The 21,251-nt window shown below is 40.6% G+C and carries 19 protein-coding genes and 1 riboswitch; of the genes, 10 read left to right on the top strand and 9 right to left on the bottom strand.

Annotated features, from left to right (window positions below; genetic code table 11):
* Positions 1 to 57 precede the first annotated feature (57 nt).
* From BLR82_RS01335 to BLR82_RS01325, 3 genes are all read left to right on the top strand, one after another.
* Positions 58 to 984: a DMT family transporter gene (locus BLR82_RS01335; protein ID WP_083334669.1), complete on the top strand. Its 927-nt coding sequence runs from the start codon at positions 58 to 60 to the stop codon at positions 982 to 984.
* A gap of 146 nt (positions 985 to 1,130) precedes the next feature.
* A complete protein-coding gene (ilvA, locus tag BLR82_RS01330; RefSeq protein ID WP_074597218.1) occupies positions 1,131 to 2,390 on the top strand; it encodes a threonine ammonia-lyase IlvA in 1,260 nt (419 codons plus the stop codon).
* Positions 2,391 to 2,551: 161 nt separating this feature from the next.
* A complete protein-coding gene (locus tag BLR82_RS01325) occupies positions 2,552 to 2,917 on the top strand; it encodes a replication termination protein (RefSeq protein WP_074597217.1) in 366 nt (121 codons plus the stop codon).
* A 303-nt stretch (positions 2,918 to 3,220) separates the two neighbouring features.
* Here BLR82_RS01325 and BLR82_RS01320 read toward each other — a convergent pair whose 3' ends face one another.
* Together BLR82_RS01320 and BLR82_RS21225 are read right to left on the bottom strand one after the other, a co-directional pair.
* Positions 3,221 to 3,718, bottom strand: a complete 498-nt coding sequence (locus tag BLR82_RS01320; protein ID WP_074597216.1) for a hypothetical protein — start codon at positions 3,716 to 3,718, stop codon at positions 3,221 to 3,223.
* A 22-nt stretch (positions 3,719 to 3,740) separates the two neighbouring features.
* Positions 3,741 to 4,346 carry a DUF4879 domain-containing protein gene (locus BLR82_RS21225; protein ID WP_245693620.1) on the bottom strand — a complete coding sequence of 202 codons (606 nt, stop codon included), beginning with the start codon at positions 4,344 to 4,346 and terminating at the stop codon, positions 3,741 to 3,743.
* 410 nt (positions 4,347 to 4,756) lie between these two features.
* Between BLR82_RS21225 and BLR82_RS01305 the strand changes: the two genes are divergently transcribed.
* Positions 4,757 to 6,283: a UDP-N-acetylmuramoyl-L-alanyl-D-glutamate--2,6-diaminopimelate ligase gene (locus BLR82_RS01305; protein ID WP_074597213.1), complete on the top strand. Its 1,527-nt coding sequence runs from the start codon at positions 4,757 to 4,759 to the stop codon at positions 6,281 to 6,283.
* 41 nt (positions 6,284 to 6,324) lie between these two features.
* Here BLR82_RS01305 and dapA read toward each other — a convergent pair whose 3' ends face one another.
* The 4 genes from dapA to BLR82_RS20685 form a co-directional block, all read right to left on the bottom strand.
* A complete protein-coding gene (dapA, locus tag BLR82_RS01300; protein WP_074597212.1) occupies positions 6,325 to 7,218 on the bottom strand; it encodes a 4-hydroxy-tetrahydrodipicolinate synthase in 894 nt (297 codons plus the stop codon).
* Positions 7,219 to 7,379: 161 nt separating this feature from the next.
* Positions 7,380 to 7,562, bottom strand: a riboswitch (Lysine riboswitch).
* Positions 7,563 to 7,664: 102 nt separating this feature from the next.
* Positions 7,665 to 7,967 (bottom strand): hypothetical protein, encoded by a 303-nt coding sequence (locus tag BLR82_RS01295; protein ID WP_074597211.1) that lies wholly within the window; start codon positions 7,965 to 7,967, stop codon positions 7,665 to 7,667.
* Between the two features lie 121 nt (positions 7,968 to 8,088).
* The gene (locus BLR82_RS01290) at positions 8,089 to 8,550 is read right to left on the bottom strand and encodes a YaiI/YqxD family protein (RefSeq protein ID WP_074597210.1); all 462 of its coding nucleotides are present in this window, start codon (positions 8,548 to 8,550) and stop codon (positions 8,089 to 8,091) included.
* Positions 8,551 to 8,674: 124 nt separating this feature from the next.
* Positions 8,675 to 8,821, bottom strand: coding sequence for a BH0509 family protein (locus BLR82_RS20685; protein ID WP_139186869.1), 147 nt, complete (start codon positions 8,819 to 8,821; stop codon positions 8,675 to 8,677).
* Between the two features lie 262 nt (positions 8,822 to 9,083).
* Between BLR82_RS20685 and BLR82_RS01285 the strand changes: the two genes are divergently transcribed.
* The 6 genes from BLR82_RS01285 to BLR82_RS20525 all read left to right on the top strand — a co-directional run bounded on the left by BLR82_RS01285 (position 9,084) and on the right by BLR82_RS20525 (position 16,829).
* Complete coding sequence (locus BLR82_RS01285; protein WP_074597209.1) at positions 9,084 to 9,932, top strand: CvfB family protein; 849 nt, start codon at positions 9,084 to 9,086, stop codon at positions 9,930 to 9,932.
* Between the two features lie 397 nt (positions 9,933 to 10,329).
* Positions 10,330 to 11,949, top strand: a complete 1,620-nt coding sequence (locus BLR82_RS01280) for an ATP-binding protein (RefSeq protein ID WP_083334668.1) — start codon at positions 10,330 to 10,332, stop codon at positions 11,947 to 11,949.
* 412 nt (positions 11,950 to 12,361) lie between these two features.
* Entirely contained in the window at positions 12,362 to 13,186 is an 825-nt protein-coding gene (locus BLR82_RS01275) for an exosporium glycoprotein BclB-related protein (protein WP_083334667.1), read from the top strand.
* Between the two features lie 212 nt (positions 13,187 to 13,398).
* The gene (locus BLR82_RS01270; RefSeq protein ID WP_245693619.1) at positions 13,399 to 14,817 is read left to right on the top strand and encodes a YfcC family protein; all 1,419 of its coding nucleotides are present in this window, start codon (positions 13,399 to 13,401) and stop codon (positions 14,815 to 14,817) included.
* Between the two features lie 193 nt (positions 14,818 to 15,010).
* The gene (locus BLR82_RS01265; RefSeq protein ID WP_074597208.1) at positions 15,011 to 16,177 is read left to right on the top strand and encodes a TraB/GumN family protein; all 1,167 of its coding nucleotides are present in this window, start codon (positions 15,011 to 15,013) and stop codon (positions 16,175 to 16,177) included.
* Positions 16,178 to 16,526: 349 nt separating this feature from the next.
* On the top strand, positions 16,527 to 16,829 hold the full coding sequence (locus tag BLR82_RS20525) for an LAGLIDADG family homing endonuclease (RefSeq protein WP_245693618.1): 303 nt from the start codon (positions 16,527 to 16,529) through the stop codon (positions 16,827 to 16,829).
* A 255-nt stretch (positions 16,830 to 17,084) separates the two neighbouring features.
* Here BLR82_RS20525 and BLR82_RS01250 read toward each other — a convergent pair whose 3' ends face one another.
* From BLR82_RS01250 to BLR82_RS01240, 3 genes are all read right to left on the bottom strand, one after another.
* Positions 17,085 to 18,245: a glycosyltransferase family 4 protein gene (locus BLR82_RS01250; RefSeq protein WP_074597205.1), complete on the bottom strand. Its 1,161-nt coding sequence runs from the start codon at positions 18,243 to 18,245 to the stop codon at positions 17,085 to 17,087.
* 16 nt (positions 18,246 to 18,261) lie between these two features.
* Positions 18,262 to 19,410, bottom strand: a complete 1,149-nt coding sequence (locus BLR82_RS01245) for an NAD-dependent epimerase/dehydratase family protein (RefSeq protein ID WP_074597204.1) — start codon at positions 19,408 to 19,410, stop codon at positions 18,262 to 18,264.
* Positions 19,411 to 19,625: 215 nt separating this feature from the next.
* Positions 19,626 to 21,164, bottom strand: a complete 1,539-nt coding sequence (locus BLR82_RS01240; protein ID WP_074597203.1) for an FAD-dependent oxidoreductase — start codon at positions 21,162 to 21,164, stop codon at positions 19,626 to 19,628.
* Between the last annotated feature and the right edge of the window lie 87 nt (positions 21,165 to 21,251).

Here is a 21,251-nt window from a genome sequence, read left to right as displayed (position 1 = left end):
CAATCTTCGTTGTTATAACTAATCCTTGTAGAAAGAGAGAATAGGAGGTCGATAACAATGAGACTAAGCATGAAACCATCAATTGCTTATGGTTTTATCATCATCGGGGCTGCCTTTTGGGGGAGTACAGGGTTGTTTGTCACTTACCTGTATCGTTTTGGTTTTACACCATGGGAAGTTGTGGCAATCCGGCTTGCTATGAGCAGTATCGTATTGTTTGGTTTGATGATTACCATGGCAAAAAAATATTTACGAATAAAATGGAGACATATTCCTTATTTCTTTGTATTGGGTATTATCAGCATAGCATTGTTTAACTGGTGCTATTTTGAAGTGATCGACAGGGCGTCTCTTTCGATCGCTGTTATATTTGTTTATACTTCACCTGTATTTGCAGCTATAATTGCCTTTATATTCTTTAAAGAAGAAATGTCCTGGAAAAAAGGGATAGCAATCTTATTTACAATCTTTGGATGCGCCCTGGTTATCGGTTATTTTCCCGGCGGAAATACGGGCTTAGACTTTTTGACCATTGTGCTTGGATTGGCTGCAGGTTTGTTCTGTTCATTATTCAGTGTCATTGGTAAACTAGTTAGTCGTTATTATCATCCACTTACTGTCACTTTCTATGCGATGCTGTGCGGCAGCCTTTTCATGGTACCGACCAGCAGCATATGGAAAAAAGGACAGCTATTTGCCATTCCGGATGTATGGGGGATTATTGCCGGCATTACCTTGATATCCACAATAGCGGCATACCTGTTATATACGATGGGACTGACCTATGTAGAATCGAGCAAGGCAGCTATTCTGTCTTCTGTAGAATTGGTCGTTTCCGTTCTGATTGGTGTCACCATCTTCAAAGATGCAGTTGATTATTGGCAATGGATCGGTTTTTTATTTGTTTTTTGTTCGCTGTTTTTAACGGTATTTCCCGCCAGGAAATCGAACCACGCCAAGAAAAGAATCGAACCATCTAATTAAGACTAAGAGAAAAAGCAGATACGCTAGTTGTTCTGCTTTTTTTGTTTGTCTAAATTTTACGAAAATATAAAAAATAATGTTTACAATTCTCTTGTTTATGGTAGTATTGTGCTAACAATTTTTTCAGCAGGAAGGATAAGTGGGATATGAGTACAAAGTTAAACACAATTGAAGTAAAAGATATTATTATTGCTCACCAAATGCTAAAAGACGTTGTCGTAAAAACACCTTTGCAAAAGGATTCCATATTATCCGAGCGATATCAATGCAATGTTTATTTAAAACGCGAGGACCTGCAAGTTGTCCGCTCTTTCAAAATTAGAGGCGCCTATAACTTCATGCAAAGCCTTAGCGGAGAAGAACTGAAAAATGGAGTAGTATGTGCCAGCGCCGGCAATCATGCTCAGGGTGTTGCATATTCTTGCAAGGCATTGGGCGTAAAAGGGAGAGTTTTTATGCCCGCTACGACACCGCGTCAAAAAGTTGACAGGGTGGAGTTTTTCGGCGGACCTTTTGTGGAAATTGTATTGACTGGAGATACTTTTGATGATTCTTACAAGGAAGCAGTCGCTTTTTGTGATGAAAATGAAATGGCATTTATTCATCCATTCGACGACTACCGCACCATCACAGGACAGGGGACAATCGGTTTAGAAGTATTGGAAGAAATCGATGAGCCTGTGTCTCATGTGTTTATGGGTGTAGGTGGCGGAGGTCTGATTTCCGGAGTCGGATCTTATATAAAAAGTATTAGCCCTTTCACTCACGTAATCGGGGTGGAACCAGAGGGAGCTCCGGGAATGAAACTTTCCTTAGATAATGACCGGGTATATCCACTGGAAAAAATCGATAAATTTGTCGATGGAGCAAGTGTCAAACAAGTAGGTAAGTTGACGTTTGAAATTGGGAAAGAAGTAATTGACGATATTGTATTGGTACCTGAAGGAAAAATAAGCACAACTTTGGTTGATTTGTACAATGAAAACGCGATTGTTGCTGAGCCTGCCGGCGCTTTGCCTGTTTCAGCCTTGGATTTTTACAAGGATCAAATAAAAGGGAAGAACATCGTTTGCATCATCAGCGGAGGAAACAACGATATCGACCGAATGCAGGAAATCAAAGAGCGTTCCTTGATTTATGAGGGGTTCAAACATTATTTTATTGTTAACTTTCCTCAGCGTGCTGGTGCATTAAGAGAATTTATGGAAGATGTATTAGGGGAAAACGATGATATTACCCGATTTGAGTACACCAAGAAAAACAACCGGGATAAGGGGCCGGTGCTTGTCGGTATAGAGCTCAAGAACAAAACCGATTATGAACCTTTGATCGACAGAATGAACAAGAAGGGTTTTGCCTATATTGAAATAAACAAGGATCAAGATTTGTTCAATCTTTTGATCTGATTATGGGGAGCTCAACGGCTCCTTCTTTTCATCCAATAAATGTTCTAATAAAACTATGTTCTAAATAAACAATAGAGTTATTTTTTATCTCGCCCCAAAAAAGTGCATACACCAAAATAGAACACGATCATTAACTAAGAAATGAAGGAGGATGTTTTGAGATGGAAAGACAACCCAGTGGATTTTTAGTTAAGCAGCGTGCCTTTTTAAAATTATACTTGATTACATTGATAGAAAACAACCATTTATATGGACTGAAACTTCGTGATCTGCTAAAAGAAGAGTTTCGGGGTCTGGGATACAGACCCAACCATCCGGAAATATATAAAGCGCTTCATGATCTAATTGAACAAGGCATTCTTTTCCAGCAAAAAGAGAAGAAGCAGGGAACCATTTATCAAGAGGTTGTCTATTATCAATTCACTGAGCAAGGAAAAGAGAAGGCCGAGGCATATAAAAAGCAATTAAAAATAGAGCTGGAGCGTTGCCTCAAGTTGTTGGAAAAGGCCATAAAAGATAATTTTTAATAGCTTATCCTGAGAAACAAGGACAACCGGATGTGTTCGTTTTTTGAAGGTATCGATATAATGGAGGGAGATTAGCAATGCATTCGATTTCAACAAGTTTTTAATCAACGATGAATCAACTAACATTGGCCGTCAAAAAGACAAGAGTCGTTGGGACTATTTTAACAGAACAGGACTATTGACCAAACGCGGGAGTGCTAGCAGGACAGCCTCTAAATAAAATAGAGTAAAGCCCTTGCGGATCACATGTCGCCAGGAGGGCTTTACTCTTGTTAAAGAGTGTCCAGTCTCTATCCATATCGTTTACATAGAATCCAATTTATGGAGGATGTTAAGAACTTTCTTGCTGTTTTGAAAACCGATCAAATTACCATACTCAAAATCTTTTTGGGCTCTTGCTTCCATTTCTGCGATCCAGTCTCTAGTTCCTCCGCTGTTCCCAGAACTTTGGTACATACTAAATTCCCCGGAAGTTAAACCTGAAACTTTTTGTTTCAAATAATCTGTAGCCTTTTCTTGATCAAAAGTTAATATAGCTACATCTTTTAAGGAGATTTCTCCATTATCATACAAAGCTTTCGAGATGGAGCTGATTTCGTCGAAAGTGGAATTCCGGACATCATATTCTGTTGCGAGTTCTGTCCATATATTTGACGGATTACTTTTTTTAAAACGGAAATCCTGGTTATTGGCCGAAGGATCTCCGCGAGAAGTTGTTTCGGTTATTTCCGTTCTTCTACTAGGTGTAGCATGTGAATACAAAGAATATCCTTGTCTGGGAGATACAGTACCTGCAATCATTTTTCATCGCCTTTCGAAATTATTACTTAATGTTCATTCTATCAAACATCGTATTCCAGGGTGAATTGGTTGAAGTATTTTCGTACGTGAACAAACCATTTTCGTAACCGCTTGCATCCCACCAAATAAACCAACCATCTATAATAGAGTCACCTTCCAAATCTATATTTTCTCTATCTATTTCTGCTAATTGACTCCCATTGAATGCAGCATTTCTTTGGAAACCGTATCCAAGTTCGGCAGTTACAATGTATAATTCTTCTCCTCCATGATCTTGAACGGAAGATAATTGGTTTGAACTAAAGTATTCATACTCTGGATAGTTAGATGATATAGCCGCATATACCTCAAGGGAAGTAAGAGGTGGTGCTGGAGCAGCGATAGTAAAATCAGAACTTCCCAATAGCATCTCTTGTTTCTGATATAGTTCATCTTCTCTGGTATTTGTATCGATAAATTGTGCATTTGGATAATCGTCTTTGAGGTTTTCTAGTACGTGGTGTTTTAACGATTCTTTTTTTGATGATTCTACATTACCCTTTGGCGAAGCTGCGGAAGCTGTTTCAATTCCTATGAACAAAGGGAAAAATAATAAAGCTGTCAAAGTGATGCTTATCATTTTCTTCATCATTCCGCCTCCTTAAAATTTTTTATAAATAGAGACTTAACTGGGCACTCCTATCTTCTATCGGTTTAAATTTAGATTTATTTAGCAATTATTACAAAAAATTGTATATTTCACGTGACGGAGGTATAAAATCGGTCGGGAGGGGTGCAGGAAAGCTTGTTAATCATAAGAAATCCTAGGAAGTAAACAAGCGGACGCAATTGTCCGTGTTGTATCCAAAAGTTGTAATGTTTGGCAGAGATACAAATCAACATACAAAAACGGAAGGGCAGACAAGAAAAGGGGGAAACTCTAAAGGCATTTAAGTCTGGAGTTTTCTTCAAAAACAAAAGAGTAATCGGTCTGATTATCGGGAATCGTAAGAAGCAAATAACTTGGAATCACTCCATTTCTAATAAGGGTGGTGAAACATGAATATTAACTTCGACAACGAGACTATACTGAATGTGGAAAAGATTCATGGTCCGTTATTTGCTGAAATAAGCTCCTTGAACTACGATTCCCGGAGGATTGAAAAAAATGCAGCCTTTTTCTGTATGGAAGGGGAGCAACAGGATGGTCATTTATTTATAGAAGATGCTATCAAAAAAGGTGCTTCTGCCATTATCGGCAGCAATGAAGCAAAACTTGCACGACTAGCTGCCGCCTATCCTGACCGGACCTTCGTAGTAGTGAAAGACACAAGAGAAGCGATGGCCCGTCTTTCGATATTATTTTATCAGCAAGCATATAAAAAGCTTACAACGATCGGTGTTACAGGGACCAACGGAAAAACAACGGTAGTCGCTTATATTTATTCGTTGTTGAACCAAATTGGAAAACCAACGGGTTCCATTGGCACAATTGGCACAATGACTTCTGAAGGTCCTTTTCCTTTCCAGCCAACAACGCCGACAACACCTGAAGCACCGGATCTCCATTATCTTTTTCACCAATTCCTTCAAAGGAAGGAACAGGCTGCTGCAATGGAAGTATCCTCGATAGCGATCGAACAAAAAAGGGTGGAGGGCATTTCCTTCCATATAGGTGTCCATACCAATATATCCAGTGAACATTTGGATTTTCATAAAACCTTCGAAAATTATAAAAAGGCGAAACTCAAATTGTTTAAACAAACAGAAAAAGCTGTGGTAAACCTGGATGACAAGGGAATGGCAGAGGACATCCTCGATTTGCACCACGGGCCTTTACTGACATATAGCATAAATGGTCATCCAGACGCTGATGTTTTTGCTTCGAATATCAGAACAAATAGGAAAGGATCAGCTTTTCTGCTGTCGATCGAAGGAAGAGCTTCTCTAGTCCATACTCCGATCATCGGTCATTACAACATCTCTAATTTACTGGCTGCCGTTTGTACTGCTCTCCACACGGGTGTCATTGGTGAAAAAATCTTGGAGAAATTACCGAAGATCAAAGGTCCCAAGGGTAGATTCCAGCTTGTGGAAACACCCGGTAACAGTACCGTATTGCTGGATTATGCACATACGCCGGAAGCTCTTCGGAAACTATTAACAGAAGTTAAGAAGCTAAACTACCGTAAACTAATTCTAATGGTGACAGGAGTAGGTATCCGGGACAAAAACAAAATGGCGAAAATGGGAGAAGCTGCTGATGGACAGGCAGATGCGTACATTATTTCTGTTGATCATCCCGGGTACAGGAAACCAGAAGAGATTGTTGCAAGCGTGCTATCTGGCTTTTCAGAAACGAACCGGACAAACATTACAGTTACACACTCACGAAAAGAAGGAGTGATTGCAGCTCTAAACCTCGCGGAAAAAGAGGATTTAATCATTTTAACAGGAGGTTGTATCAACGGTTGTCAAATAATTAGAGGAAAAGCCCTCCCACACTCGGATGAAACAATCATCGAGCATTTTTATTCAACACAAGTGAATCAAGCAAAATCTTCACTGAAACCGGAAGCAAAATAACCCTTGTTAGGAGAAATAACAAGGGTTATTTTTAAATCTTATTATGCATTGGCTGCTTGGTCACCGATATAATAATGAAGCTGATGGAACAATATTTGTTTCTCCTCCTCTCCTAAAGGAACCAAAGGCAAACGTACAGAACCTGTATCAATCCCTACGTAACGTAAAGCAGCTTTAACCGGTGCAGGACTTGGAGCCATGAATAACATTTTCATCATTGGGAGCAGGCTTTGATGAAGAGCAGCAGCTTTTTGGTGGTCGCCGTTGAAAAAGCTATCTGCCATCTCTTTCATTTCGTTTCCAAAGATATGGGAGGCGACAGATACAACCCCTTTTCCACCAATCGCTAAAACAGGAAGGGTAAGCCCATCATCACCACTATATAAGTGAAAATTGTCTTTGGTTCCGTTAATGATAGAAGTCATATCATCTAAATTTCCACTAGCTTCCTTGACGGCGACAATATTTTCTACCTCCGAAAGCTTTATAATCGTCTCTGGAGTCATTCCTGCTGCACTTCTTCCAGGAATATTATAGAGCATGATAGGAAGTTTAACCGCCCGGGCGATAGACTGAAAGTGCTGATACATTCCTTCTTGGTTCGGTTTGTTGTAATAAGGAGTCACCAACATAGAAGCATCAACACCGGCAGCTTCGGCCGCTCGAGTAAAATCGATGGAATCACGGGTATTATTTGAGCCTGTTCCCGCAATGACCGGCACCCGCTTATTTACTTTTTGTACAGTGAATCGAAGTAAATTCATTTTTTCCTCTTTTGTTAGTGTCGGCGACTCTCCGGTCGTTCCAGCAACTACCAACCCTTCCGATCCGTTTGTAATTAAATGGTTGATCAGTATCTCCGTTTTCTGGTAATCAATGTCACCGTTCTGATCAAATGGTGTAACCATTGCTGTCAAAATTCGCCCAAAATCCATTTTCCACACCTCTATTCATGATTTTAAAAACAGGGCCTGAAGCCCTTGTGGTGAATAGAGAGTATCCCACTAAAGACAAAGCGGTTTTGAATGATGTATTTATCACACAAAAAAACAGCAACGAGGGCTTCGCTGCTGCATCACTATGACATCTTTCTGATGCGTGAGATAGCCCTCCATATAACTAAAAGTTATATGACAGCTCTGTATTTATTGAATACAGAACCAGTGGTGCGAAACGATGAGTTTCCACCCACTTCGGCAAATTCCCCTTTCGGCTGCCATCAACAGATCTCATCATCCTACGACAGCGTACTATTGGTTTTTGCACCTCTATCCTCACTCCAAAAATAATTTGAAGTAAAGCAAATAAAATTGTATCTAAAATATAGCAAAGTTTTTTCTGGTTTGCAATGCTAAGCAATCATATGAAGGGTCTATTTTGACTAATAACGCGGATAACCGAAATACGGGGGTCTGCCATAATAAGGAGGACGCCCGGCTCCTGGATAGCCATATCCACCAAACCACGGACCACCGGGATAACCATAAGGTCCAGGACGAGGATAACCAATTGCAGGATTTCCGAAAAGTTCACCGCCTAAATAACCTAGTCCGAATCCAACCAATCCTGCTCCAAGTGGTCCAAAGGCAAAATTTCTCTCTAACATTTCATTTTCTTGAACTGAGTAAGGATGAATGTATTGATCATACTGATCGTTATATTGATGAACAGGTGAATGTTGCATATTTTTACTCCTCTCCGCTTTTGTTTGTGAGCAATTCGTCTACTCCTTTACATATTCAGCATATGGTTAAAAGCGGAAAGCGAAATGGATAAACACCTATTTTGATCACAAGATTAAAGATTCATGAAGAACTACTGGAAGTATGTTCGCTTAAAACAGTATTCAGCAAATCTTGATACTTCTCCTTATCTTCGTCAGTTAGCGGCTTAGGTCCTTTGGTCCGTTTACCGCTTCTTCGGGCTTTCGCATTAGCATGACGCATAACCAACATTTCATCAATAGTGGAGGTGCGATATGGAAAGCCTTTATGGTGAAGGACGATACAGCCTTTACCTAAAGCAAGAGATGCTAGTCCGTAATCTTGAGTGATGATGATATCTTTTTTATTTGCCAGTTGCATAATTCGGTAGTCAACGGAATCTGCTCCGGTATCGACATATACGCTTTTCACGCCGCTTTGTTCATCGCGTGGAGAGAAGTGAGAAAAACTTTTCACGAGAGTTACAGGAACAGAAAACTTTTTTGCGGTCTTTATTGTTATTTCTTTCACAGGGCAAGCATCTGCGTCTACTAATATTTTCATACCAGCACCTCTTTACCTTTCAGCGTTTAGTATGTTAGCTCATGATACCAAAAATACCGGGAATTAAAAAGCAGCCGGCGGATAATCGCAGGCTGCCCCAGGATACTATATCAAGTGTTTAATCTTACATAAGATCATAAACGGATTCTTCAAGATAGAGCCAGTGGTAGTATTCGACTTCTTCATCAGTCATTTTCAACACTTCATCTTTGTTCAACGTTGTTAAATCCCATAATTGTTCCATTAGATTCTCTCTCACTAGTTGGCTCATGGTAAATCCCCCTTAGGATTAGGTTGGATAATAAAGCGTTTTCTCCTTTTGATACTTAAATTATATATCTCATATCGAGATAAAAACAATATCAAAATTAGATATATTGATGGGAAGCAATATAGGGTTGATATACTTGAGGACAAATGACGTAATTATATCTAAAAACTGCATCATTTGGCCTTTTTTAATTTTTATTTCATTGGTGCTCGGTTATAATGGATGGTAGCAAAAATTCACCGTATAAGAAAGAGGTTACAATATGAGCGAGTTACTACCTGGATCCATCCAACGGGCAGAAATGCAAAACGCAGTGACAGACGGGTTCTTAGTAAGAATCGGAAAAGAAACCCTATTACTACCGGAAGCAGATACCGAACTGCAAACAGGGCAAGAGATAGAAGTGTTTATTTACCAGGATAAAAAGGGGAGACTTCTGGCAACCAAAAATATTCCCGAGGCCAGGCTTGACTCCTACGGCTGGGCACCAGTAATAGAAGTTGTAGAAAATCTTGGTGTATTTGTCGATATAGGCATTCCGAAAGAAATCCTTGTCTCGAGTGATGATTTGCCTTTATTGAAAAAAGTGTGGCCAGTTAGCGGCGACAATTTGTTTGTCAGTCTTGATATCGATAAAAAGGGACGTCTGCTGGCAAAACCAATTAACGAAGCCGATGTAATGGCTGAATTGGTACCTGCATCTCCAGCCCTTTTAAAAACTCCAGTGACGGGACGAGTGTACCGCTCAACGAAAGCGGGTTCTTTTGTCCTCACTGAAGAAGGATACAGAGGATTTATCCATCCTTATGAAAGAAAAAAAGAACCTCGAATAGGAGAGACGGTTACAGGACGTGTCATCGATGTGAAAGATGATGGGACTATCAATGTCTCTTTGCTGCCCCTGAAACAAGAAGGAATGAAAGATGATGCCGAAAACATTTTAGAATACATGGAGAAAAACGGTGGAACGATGCAATTTAGTGATAAAAGTGATCCCGAAGCAATCAGAGAAACCTTCCACATTAGCAAGTCCGCTTTTAAACGGGCACTTGGAAAACTAATAAAAGAAAATAAAGCTCAACAAAAAGATGGTAAAACGTACATGAAATAGTTATACAGGCACAATTACTAATTGAATTGTGCCTGTTTTTTTATATAACTGTTTGTATTCCATAGTAAAGAGACACCGCCCGGAAAATGTATAAATATGGTATTATTATAAAAAAGGAAGGATAAGGGGATTCAGTTACATGCAGATAAAAGAATTAGAAAAGGAAATTCCATTGCTGCAAATCCGATAGTATCAATTAGGAAAGGATACAGACGGTTGTTCCAACGGAGCGATCCCCCAATTAAGCAATAAACTAGATTAAAAATCCTTGATTACCAAAAAATCAACCGAAATGTTGAAAAACGATAGCCAATTCCTCCATAACCACTTATCATGGAAAAAGATTGACGGAAATTGTCGAAGAAACAAATGGCTTTGTGTTTAAAGGAGGATTATAGTGAAGGACTTTACTCAATATATACAGGAGTCGAAAGCAGCCTGTGAAAGTATATACGGGATGTCTCCAGAAGAAATCCCTTTTTTGAAAGTAGGATTAACAAAAGAGCAGTTACAGCAAAAGCAGAATAAATATGGCAAAGTGTTAACCATCGTAAAAGAATTTATGAAAAAGCTTATAGAATATTTGGACGGGGTGCCAACCCTTATTGTCACAACAGACTCTGAAGGATATGTGTTAGAGATTTTCGGGGATACAGGCATCAAGCAAATGGTCGATTCTTTAGGTATCACCATAGGGGCCCGTTTTGATGAAAAGGATGTAGGAACAAATTCCGTATCACTCGCTTTAAAGCATGGAGAACCAATCGGACTTATTGGAGACGATCACTATCATGATTGTTTAGCCGGGGTTGCCTGTTACTCTGCACCTTTTTCTTATTCAGACAGTAATCAGCTTGCAGGCACTGTCTCGATCATGACCCTGGTTGATTTTGCCAATCAATTCCACTTGGGATTATTATCTTCTGCTGTCGATACCATTGAGGGGGAAATTCGTTTACAAGAGCAAAACCATAAGCTATACCTACTTAATCAGGTGTTGATCAATTCAGCCCCTTTAGGAATTATCATGACAGATGATAGCGGAGGAATACTTGAATACAATCCAGGTGCAGAAGAAATACTTGGAATTCCCAAGAAAGAGGCTATCCCCAAGGGAATAGGCGGAATAAAAGGGCTGAGTGAATATGTAGTGAGAGCACTTCAAAGGCAAGAAAAAATAGAAAATACAGAAACAACATTGATCGATCACAAGAATGGCCATGAAAGAATATGTTTAGTGGATGTTCTTCCTTTATACGACAGCTTCCATCGATTAACTGGCGCATTTGCTCAATTTAGAGACATGACCAATTATCATGAATTGCAAAAGCAAGTCATTCAATCGGAGAAACTTTCAGCTGTAGGAAAACTCGGGGCTGGCTTTGCTCATGAGATCCGAAATCCGTTGTCAAGCATAATAGGCCTGGTGCAGCTCTTAAAGGAGAATAATGAACATAATAAGTATTTACAAATTATCACAGACGAACTCGAAAGAATGAAAACGCTTGTCAATCAGTTTGTTCTGCTGGGCAAGCCAACAAAGCTGCAAAAGACGAATAGTGATATTGTTCAGTTAATCCGTAATACCGTAGAATTGATGAACAGCAATGCCCGACTCAATAAAGTACAAATGGAATTTGTCTCAGAGGAAACTGAATTGTTTGTGCCAATAGATGAGTCACAAGTTAAGCAAGTTTTGATTAATTTTATTAAAAATGCGGTTGAAGCTATGCCGGATGGTGGACTTCTTTTGATTCAGTTGCAGGTTAATAAGAAAGAAAAGGAATTTCGGATCACTATTCAGGACGAGGGAGAAGGGATGACTCAAGCAGAGGTTGAAAGACTGGGTACTCCATTCTTCACAACAAAAGAAAGTGGACTAGGCATGGGAATCCCGATTTGTTTTGATATTGCAAAAGCGCACAATGGTTTCATAAACGTAGAATCAGCCAAAGGCAGGGGTACCAGCATCCATTTGGTTTTCCCGTTGCAAAACGGAATGAGAAGGAAAAACTAGGATGATTAATTAAAGGTTTTTTCTAATTTAAAACTTATGACTAGGTGAACGCAGTATTGAAAAATCAATATCATACACTTGGTGAAACGGATATAGATTAAAACATCACTTACTGAGTGGTGTTTTTGTATTATCTACCAAGGGAAAAAAGGGGAGCTGATTCGAATGTGGTTTTACATGCTCTAGATAAGAGAGTTAATTATACGGTTAGCATTTCCATACTACTTATATCTATTTGATTTACATAGCACGGATACCACTGATTCAGGTTTCTCAATTAATGAGAGTTTAAAAAAAACAGAACAGCCAACCAGCCACTTATAGAATAAAAGAATATAACTAAAGTAAGGTTGCGTACGAATCGGGAAATAAAAATCCCTTCGTACAAGTCAAAGCCTAAAGGAGGTAAGCCATGAGACGATCAAACAATTCTTTATCCAATGATTGTTTTCCTGAGGTTTGTTGTCCAACCGGAGGGTCATTGTGCCGTGCCCAAGGAACAAGAAGGCCAGCTTTCACTAGGATTATAGATTCTGTGGTTGGACCGACTGGACCTACAGGACCAACAGGGCCTACCGGACCGACTGGACCTACTGGTGCAACAGGACCTACCGGACCGACTGGACCTACTGGTGCAACAGGACCTACCGGGCCTACTGGACCTACAGGTGCAACAGGGCCTACCGGGCCTGCTGGTGTGACAGGAGCTCCGGGTGCCGGTGCAATTATACCGTATGCGTCTGGAACGCCGGTTGTTCTAACTACGGTTCTAGGCGGACTGGCAGGAACGACCAGTCTTGTTGGATTTGGTTCTAGTAATACTGGAGTGGAACTCCTAGGTACTGGGCAAATTGATATCACCGGGGCTGGGGGAACTGCCCTCAACTTTGCTTTTTCCGTTCCTCGTGAAGGAACAATAACTTCGATAGACGCCTACTTTAGTACCACAGCATCTGTCGACCTGATAGGTGATATAACCATCAATGCCCAATTGTACCGCTCCCCGGATCCTGCGACAAATATATTCGATCCAATTCCGGAAACATTCGTTACTTTAACACCAGACATTACTGCCCCAATAACGATTGGCGAAATCAGCAGAGGATCCTTGACTGGACTGAGTGTTCCAGTTGCAGAAGGTGACCGTTTATTACTAGTATTTTCTGCGACAGCTTCAGGAATTGAACTGGTGGGTACAGTCGCTGGTTATGCAAGTGCTGGAGTAGCAATTAGTTGATTATCGATAAAACCGACTATCACAGTAGTCGGTTTTGCCATCTCTAAAGGTTTTACAAGTTCAACAGTTGATTTTCTTTTTTGTAGATTGTATGCTAAGTTAATATATATGCAAAAGTTGAAATATTCTTACTATTGTGATGAAACAGGAAAAATTGAGAGTAGTTTACCGCTGTCTCAATCTTAATAAACAACATGGGGGTTAAACGATTAATGGCATTATCAAAAATCAAAGAGGAGAAAACAATCAACAACGAGAGAAAAAGATGGGAAATGCCAGACACTTATGTGATTTTGTTTTTGGTTTTATTAGCCGCTGTACTTGCTACATATCTGGTTCCATCCGGCATTTTTGAAAGGGAAACGGTCGATGGTGTAGAAAGAGTCATTCCTGGCACGTACTCTCAGGTAGATAGTTCCTGGTTGAGTCCAATGGATATTTTCACTTCAATCCAAATGGGAATGGTCCAATCCGCCGATATTATTTTCATGGTTTTGTTCACAGGTGGAGCATTTGAGATAATCGAGCGCTCTGGGGCTTTGCGTGGTGCAATCAATAGCGCAGTGCGTCTTACCCGTGGTAAGGAATTTTGGATGATCGCCATCGTTTCGACACTGTTTGCGGTTGGTGGCGCTGTCGGTGCTGTAGCCAATGCTGTAATAGCTTTTGTAGCAATTGGGGTGATTATCGCCAGAACACTGAGGCTTGATCCGATTATAGCAGTCGCTATCACGTTCGGAGCCAACTTTGCAGGCTTCAATGTAGGGTTTATTAATCCTTATACAGTAGGGATTGCCCAGAACATAGCAGATCTGCCGATGTTTTCAGGGGCTTTGTTCCGTATTATCGTTTTCGTCATCATATTATCATTGACCATCTGGTACACATGGCGGTACGCTAAAAAAATCATGAAAGATCCTTCTAAAAGTATTATAGGGGTCTACCAAGACGACGAAGAAACAGAAAGCCTCACGGAAGCATTCACTCTCCGTCATAAGATTCTTTTAAGTTGTGTTGGATTGGGATTAGGATTCTTTGTTTATGCTTCGATAGAAATGGGATGGACAATCAATCATATGGCGGCATTTTTTGTCCTACTGGGGCTTGTTTCCGGGATTATTGCAGGCATGCATTACAATACAATTGCAATCACCTTTTTACAAGGGACACAAAAACTAGTATATGGAGCATTGGTTGTCGGTTTGGCCAGAGCTGTTATAGTCGTGCTAGAAGATGGACAAGTTCTTGACACGATCGTTCATGCTTTGTCCGTTCCGCTAGAAAACCTTCCTTCTGTATTGGCCGCAATAGGCATGTTTATTTCCAGCGCCTTTCTAAACTTTCTAGTAAACTCGGGAAGTGGTCAAGCGATGATTTCCATGCCGATGCTGGCACCTCTCGCCGACATGGTTGGAGTAACAAGGCAGGTCGCAGTACAGGCTTTTCAGTTCGGAGATGGTCTAACGAACAGTATCTTTCCGACCTCTGGTATCCTGATGGCGAGCCTGGCAGTAGCAGGCGTGCCCTGGACAAAATGGCTGAAGTTCATTTTCCCATTATTTATTGCCTGGGTAGTTATCGCCATCATTATGCTCACAATCGGCGTTATGATCAACTGGGGACCTTTTTGATTTAAAACAACTTAACAAAGGAAACACGCGTGGTAAAACAGGAAATCTGCCACGCGTGTTTTTAGTATGGATATAGAATTTTGTTTTCCTTCTTTTTAAAAACGTTTATAATAGAAAGTGTTACCTAACATCATTAACTGATAAACTTGATCAAGAAGTATTTCTATTGCCGGATAGTAAAGGAAGGTAGTTTATGGAGGAACAAAATATAACAAGAGTCCAGGTTAACGACAAAGAGATCATTTTGATTGGTACTGCACATGTATCTAAACACAGTGCAGAACAAGTAAAAGAAGTAATAGAAGCAGAGCAGCCCGATGCTGTTTGTATCGAACTGGATGAACAAAGGTACCAATCAATTAGCGAAGGAAGCAAATGGACAGATACAAATATATTTCATATCATAAAAGAGAAAAAAGCAACTTTACTGTTAATGAATTTAGCCATATCATCCTTTCAAAAGCGCATGGCCAAGCAATTCGGAATCAATGCCGGGCAGGAAATGATTCAGGGAATTGAATCGGCCAAAGAGGTTGGAGCAGAGCTAGTTTTAGCAGACCGGAATATCCAAACGACCTTCTCGCGGATTTGGCATGGTGTAGGTTTTTGGGGAAAGGCTAAATTGATGATGCAGGTTGTTTACAGTATTTTTAGCAATGAGTCCATTACAGAGGAAGAATTAGAAAAAATGAAGTCGCAGGATATGCTCGACTCCATGCTCAATGACTTTACGGAAAACTTTCCACGCTTGAAAGTCCCATTGATAGATGAGCGAGACCAATATCTTTCCCAAAAAATAAAAGAGGCACCCGGTAAAAAGGTCGTCGCGGTCCTTGGCGCTGCTCATGTGCCCGGGATTACAAAGGAAATACACAAGGATCATGATTTAAATCAGTTAAGGAAACAGCCACCTAAGTCGAAGCTCCCGAAACTAATTGGCTGGATGATTCCCATCTTGATCATCGCCTTAATCGCTTATACTTTCTATGCAAATCCTTCTGCCGGTGCCCAGCAAACCATTAGCTGGGTATTATGGAACGGGTCCTTTTCTGCATTAGGAACAGCCCTGGCGCTTGGCCATCCGCTTGCGATTTTGACTGCATTCGTGGCTGCTCCGATCACTTCACTGAATCCATTGATTGCCGCCGGATGGTTCGCTGGATTCGCGCAGGCACTTATACGAAAGCCGAAAGTAAGCGATTTTGAGACGTTATCGGAAGACGTGCTTCATGTGAAAGGTTTTTGGAACAATAAAGTCACAAGAATATTGTTGATTATCGTTTTAGCCAACATCGGAAGCTCGCTAGGAACCGTCATTGGAGGGGCAGACGTCATTCGCTTGTTCTTCGAAAATATATAGATAAAAAAGCACCCGCTTGTCAGGGTGTTTTTTTATTTCACTGTAATAGGAACGTATGTTTGGTATAATGCAAATAGGCAGCAAAACAGCTATAAAAGGCAAGGGAGTGATAAGTACAAGTATGTTATTTCATCACTGAAAGCGATTTCTATTTTTGAAAATTCATTAGGAGGGAGGAGGCTGACATAATGTCCAAAAATCGAAAATGCTTATTGAGTGTAAAAGATATAATCGCCATGTATAAAGAGGGATACAGCACATCTGAGATAGGAAAAGCAGCCGGTGTCACGCCAAGATATGTCAGGATAATTCTCCATGCAAATGATGTTCCTCTGAGGCCTAGAGGGAGTTGGAAACGGAAATACCAACTGAACCAAGATTATTTCAAGACATGGTCAGCTACGATTTAATGGAGCTGCATGAATTTCAACCAAATAAATCATCCATTTTGGAATTTCCGACAGTCCCAGAACCGTTCATGCACCATTTTATCCGTGGTTATTTTGATGGTGATGGTTACGTAAATCAACAGTTTTTAGCAAACTATGAGGAATCCAAGAACCTGGAACAAGCTTGTAATGCTACAGGGATAGTAAAAGCCACTTTAAATGGATGGTTGAAAAAGGATGTAGATTTCCTGAAAGATATATAATAGATATTGACAGTAGTGATAAATTTCTGAAAGAGGCGGAATCCGTTTATTACACTTACGTTTGTAATAAAAAGGGCTGATCATTAATAATCACCCCTTTTTTTATTTTTCTTGTTTACATAATATATATTATAGGAAGCTAAATGGAAAACAATATCTCAAATCTCAAAACTTGAGTATTCTTGAGATATTGAGATATTGGAAATTTTCGACGTGATAATCTATCGCATTCGCATTGGCTATCAGTAAACGCGCTTATAAATTTTCTTCCTGTGACTCCCTAATTTGCATGGTTCCGATTTGATGCATTTGCAGCGTTTGTTCGTAGAACTGCATCAATTGCTGAGAAGGTTTTTCCCAACTGAACTTTTCGGCTTCAAGCCGGGCGTTCCTTTTCATTTGCTTTAGTTCTTCCGGTTTTTCTAAATGGTTCAGTGTCTGAATCATACTTTCTGTATTTTCATTTTCAAACAATAAACCAGTTCGACCATGATCGATTTGCTCCATCGTCGGACCACTTTCTGCAGCAATTACCGGAAGTCCGGAAGCCATTGATTCCAAGATAACCAGCCCAAGCGTTTCCGTTATGGACGGAAATACAAACGCGTCTGCACTAGCGAACGCTTCAGAAAGTTCTTGTCCATGCATAAAGCCAGTGAACAATGTATTTGTCCCATTAAACTCCTGCTCCAGCTCTTCTTTGGCAGGACCATCCCCTACAATAGCCAAACAAATATCCTCGCGGGACTCTAATAATGGTTTTAATTTATGAATTTCTTTCTCAATCGCCAGCCGTCCGACAAACAGCAGCAGTTTTTTGTCCTTCTGATTATTCGTCAATCTATTCCGCATCGTGTCACTGTAATGATCAGGATGGTATTTTTCAATATCCACCCCTCTCTTCCACACATGAACATTGAAAAATTCTTTTTCCTGCAATTCTTTTTGAATGGTCTCTGAAGTACATAGGTTTAACTCCGCTTTGTTGTGCAGTTTCCTGAAATAACTCCAAAAGATCGGCTTTAATGGCCGATACAATTTATAGTAATCCAAGTATTTCGGAACATGTGTATGGTATGAAGCGATTAGTGGAAAACCTAGCTTTTCCGCATAATGAACTCCAGCAGCTCCCACCAATGCTGGATTGACAACATGTACTAAATCCGGCTGGTGTTTTTCCAGTATTCTTTTTACCTTTTTTTGCGGCAGTGAAAAAGGACGGTAACGGTAAAAAGGCATTGTGGTGGCTTTGACTCCTTCCACCACGGCCCCTTTATACTCGTACACTCCTAAATCAGGCGCTATCACTACTACTTCGTGGTTCAATTTACGTAGGTATTTGATTGCCTCTGTCAGCCTGGTAACCACGCCATCAGTGGATGGTAAAAAGGTTTCTGTAATGATTGCTATTTTCAAGGTGAAGCTCCTTTGTCTATTTCCAAGAAATTGATGGTAGTACGTTTTCTTTTATGACACGGTCTTTGTGATTAAGCGCTGCAGTCAAAATCCCTTTGATAACCTCATCCGTCAGTAGATTCGGCTCTAATCCCAAATCACGCAGCTTAGTATTGACAGCATGGTAATAATGTTGCTCCAATTCTACCCGTGGATTATCAATATGGGAAACTTCTGTTTCCAGCCCCGTCTCTCCTGCTACTTTCTGAACTTTTTCTGCTAAATCCTGGACAGAAAAGTATTCCGTAAACTGGTTGAATACTCTGAATTCACCCTTATCCGCTGGGTTTTCTGCTGCGATTTCCACACATCGAACGGTGTCTTTGATATTTAAAAAGGCACGGGTTTGTCCGCCGGTTCCATAAACGGTTAAGTCATGTCCGGTTGCCGCCTGGATGATAAATCGATTCAAGGCCGTTCCATATACACCGTCGTAATCAAGCCGATTGGCGAGTATGGGATCCATTTCTGTTTCATCCGTATGTAATCCGTAAACTACTCCTTGATTTAAGTCAGTGGCCCGAATACCCCAAATCTTGCAGGCAAACATGATATTATGACTGTCATGTACTTTTGACAAATGGTAGAAAGAACCAGGCTGTTTAGGATAAGGCAGCTTGTCTTTCCTTCCGTTGTGTTCGATTTCCAAGTACCCTTCTTCAATATCAATATTCGGTGTACCGTATTCTCCCATTGTGCCAAGCTTAATCAAGTGGCATTCTGGCGCAAATTCTTTTATTGCATACAAAACATTCAAGTTTCCAATCACGTTGTTTGATTGCGTGTAAACAGCGTGTTCTCTGTCTATCATAGAATAAGGGGCAGAACGTTGTTCCGCGAAATGGACGAAAGCATCAGGTTCCGTTTGTTTAAATACTTCCGCCAGGAAATCATAGTGGTTCAAGTCTCCGACAAACGTTTTTATCTCTTTTCCGGTCAACTCTTTCCACTTTGCCACTCGTTCTTCCAATGTGGCAATTGGAGTGACGGAATTAGAGCGCAATTCGTCGTCTATTTTTCTCCTCACCAAGTTATCAACAATTGATACTTCGTGGCCTTGCTTTGAAAGATATAAGGCAGTCGGCCAACCACAAAAGCCATCTCCTCCAGCTACTATAATTCTCATAGTTCCCCTCCTGTTACAATTTCATTACACAACTATCCATCATTATAAAACATATCAGCACACAAGAGAAATAGAAACCTTTATATCGAGTCTAATTTCTCAAATACTTTGTATAGTTTACATTATATTTACCATTCTAACCAAATTCATACTATTATTGTCAGGTTTTTCATTAAAAGGATAGTGAAGGTTTGAAGGACTCTTTTAACGATTTATTATCGGTTGTCCTTCTGTTTTAACGGCATCTTGGCCGGCCCTTCCAAGACTTCGCCTGTTGCTGAAAATCTCGAGCCATGACAAGGACAATCCCATGTCTTTTCTGCCTGATTCCAGTTGACTTCACACCCCATATGAGTACAGGTAGTGTCTATCATATGAAGGGTCCCATTTTCCTCACGATAAACACCAGTACGTTGTCCCTTAACACGAACAATACCTGCATGAGCTGGCGGGATGTTTTCTATCGTATTTGAGAATCCTTCCACCTTCCCTTTCGTCAGTTCTTTTGCAGAGTCGGCATTAAACTTCGCAAATGCCTTCAAATGCGATGCTGGATGAAAACGACTCGGAGCGAAAATTTCTTGAAAACGGTTCTTATTTCCACTTATTATATCCGAAATAAGTTTAGCTGCGCCTGCTGCAAGCGTCATTCCCCATTTCCGAAAACCAGTAGCGACCAGTATATTCGGTTGCCGATCCGAAAGCGGACCGATATAAGGTAGTTTGTCCAGTGTTGTCAGATCCTGAGAAGACCAACGAAATGGCACTTCTTCAGCAGAAAAATGGTTTCGGGCATAGTCAATCAGTGCTTTATAGTGGGCATCCGTTTCTCCCCCTTTCCCTGTTTTGTGGGATTCTCCGCCTATGAGCCACAACGTTTCCTCCTGATAAGGAACAGCCCGAATTGATCTCATAGGAGTATCCACACTGGCATACATGCCGCCAGGATAAGGCTGTTTTGTCCGAACAGCTGTTACATAGGACCGTTCCGGGTACAGTCTGGTGGAAAATCCACCTCTGGCATCCGTGACAGGAAAATGGGAAGCCTCGACTATCTTTTGACAAAAAACCTGATGGCCTTTTTTTGTCTGGATGACCGGACTCTCGTGGTCCTCGATCCCGATTGCCATCGTATTTTCAAAAATTTGGACCCCGAGTAATTCCATGTCTTCCAAGAGTCTCGTCAGAAACTTCAGCGGATGGAACTGATATTGCCCGTTCATTCTTAATGCCGCTTCTACCGGAATGTCGATCGGTATTTCCTCAATCAAATCATGATCAATCCCAAGCTGCTTATAAGCGTTCTTCTCCTCCATCAGAATGTTGGCACCTTCCACTGAATTAGTAAACAGGTAAGAATCTTCTTCAGAAAAGTCACACGCAATCTGCTTCTGTTCGATTGTCTGCTTGATCCATTCCATTGCTGATACATTAAACTGATAATATGCGGAAGCGGTGGTTGGATTAAATCTTTCTATCAACTCATTATAAATCAATCCATGCTGTGCAGTTACTTTGGCAGTCGTATGTCCTGTCGTTCCGTTCAATAAACTTCCTGACTCCAGCAATGCAACAGCATAACCTTCTTTGGCTAGTAAGTATGCTGTAATAATTCCAGTGATGCCGCCCCCTACTATCCCTATATCCACTTCCAGATCCCTTTCCAGCCTTGAGAAGCAAGGGATTTGGACTGTATCGCGCCAGAATGATTCCGTATAGGGCGGCATGTCAAAGTCCGTTTTATGGCCTTCCATCCAGGTTTCCTCCTCTGTCTCTTGCTAAAACTGCTCCCTTGTGTTTTTCCTTCTGCTCCAAACAATAAACCACCAATTTTATTCATA

This window comes from Sediminibacillus halophilus (assembly GCF_900103695.1).
GTDB classification, from domain to species: domain Bacteria; phylum Bacillota; class Bacilli; order Bacillales; family Amphibacillaceae; genus Sediminibacillus; species Sediminibacillus halophilus.
Note: the sequence above shows the minus strand (reverse complement) of the source record. Positions and strands in the feature narration are given on the sequence as shown.

Bases quoted from the DNA above. Each gene is read 5' to 3' on its own strand.
- BLR82_RS01325 (WP_074597217.1), top strand. From the start codon at position 2,552: ATGGAAAGACAACCCAGTGGATTTTTAGTTAAGCAGCGTGCCTTTTTA.
- ilvA (WP_074597218.1), top strand. From the start codon at position 1,131: ATGAGTACAAAGTTAAACACAATTGAAGTAAAAGATATTATTATTGCT.
- BLR82_RS01335 (WP_083334669.1), top strand. From the start codon at position 58: ATGAGACTAAGCATGAAACCATCAATTGCTTATGGTTTTATCATCATC.
- BLR82_RS01265 (WP_074597208.1), top strand. From the start codon at position 15,011: ATGGAGGAACAAAATATAACAAGAGTCCAGGTTAACGACAAAGAGATC.
- BLR82_RS01320 (WP_074597216.1), bottom strand. From the start codon at position 3,718: ATGATTGCAGGTACTGTATCTCCCAGACAAGGATATTCTTTGTATTCA.
- BLR82_RS01275 (WP_083334667.1), top strand. From the start codon at position 12,362: ATGAGACGATCAAACAATTCTTTATCCAATGATTGTTTTCCTGAGGTT.
- BLR82_RS01285 (WP_074597209.1), top strand. From the start codon at position 9,084: ATGAGCGAGTTACTACCTGGATCCATCCAACGGGCAGAAATGCAAAAC.
- BLR82_RS21225 (WP_245693620.1), bottom strand. From the start codon at position 4,346: ATGAAGAAAATGATAAGCATCACTTTGACAGCTTTATTATTTTTCCCT.
- BLR82_RS01290 (WP_074597210.1), bottom strand. From the start codon at position 8,550: ATGAAAATATTAGTAGACGCAGATGCTTGCCCTGTGAAAGAAATAACA.
- BLR82_RS01270 (WP_245693619.1), top strand. From the start codon at position 13,399: ATGGCATTATCAAAAATCAAAGAGGAGAAAACAATCAACAACGAGAGA.
- dapA (WP_074597212.1), bottom strand. From the start codon at position 7,218: ATGGATTTTGGGCGAATTTTGACAGCAATGGTTACACCATTTGATCAG.
- BLR82_RS20685 (WP_139186869.1), bottom strand. From the start codon at position 8,821: ATGAGCCAACTAGTGAGAGAGAATCTAATGGAACAATTATGGGATTTA.
- BLR82_RS01245 (WP_074597204.1), bottom strand. From the start codon at position 19,410: ATGAGAATTATAGTAGCTGGAGGAGATGGCTTTTGTGGTTGGCCGACT.
- BLR82_RS01295 (WP_074597211.1), bottom strand. From the start codon at position 7,967: ATGCAACATTCACCTGTTCATCAATATAACGATCAGTATGATCAATAC.
- BLR82_RS01305 (WP_074597213.1), top strand. From the start codon at position 4,757: ATGAATATTAACTTCGACAACGAGACTATACTGAATGTGGAAAAGATT.
- BLR82_RS01240 (WP_074597203.1), bottom strand. From the start codon at position 21,164: ATGGAAGGCCATAAAACGGACTTTGACATGCCGCCCTATACGGAATCA.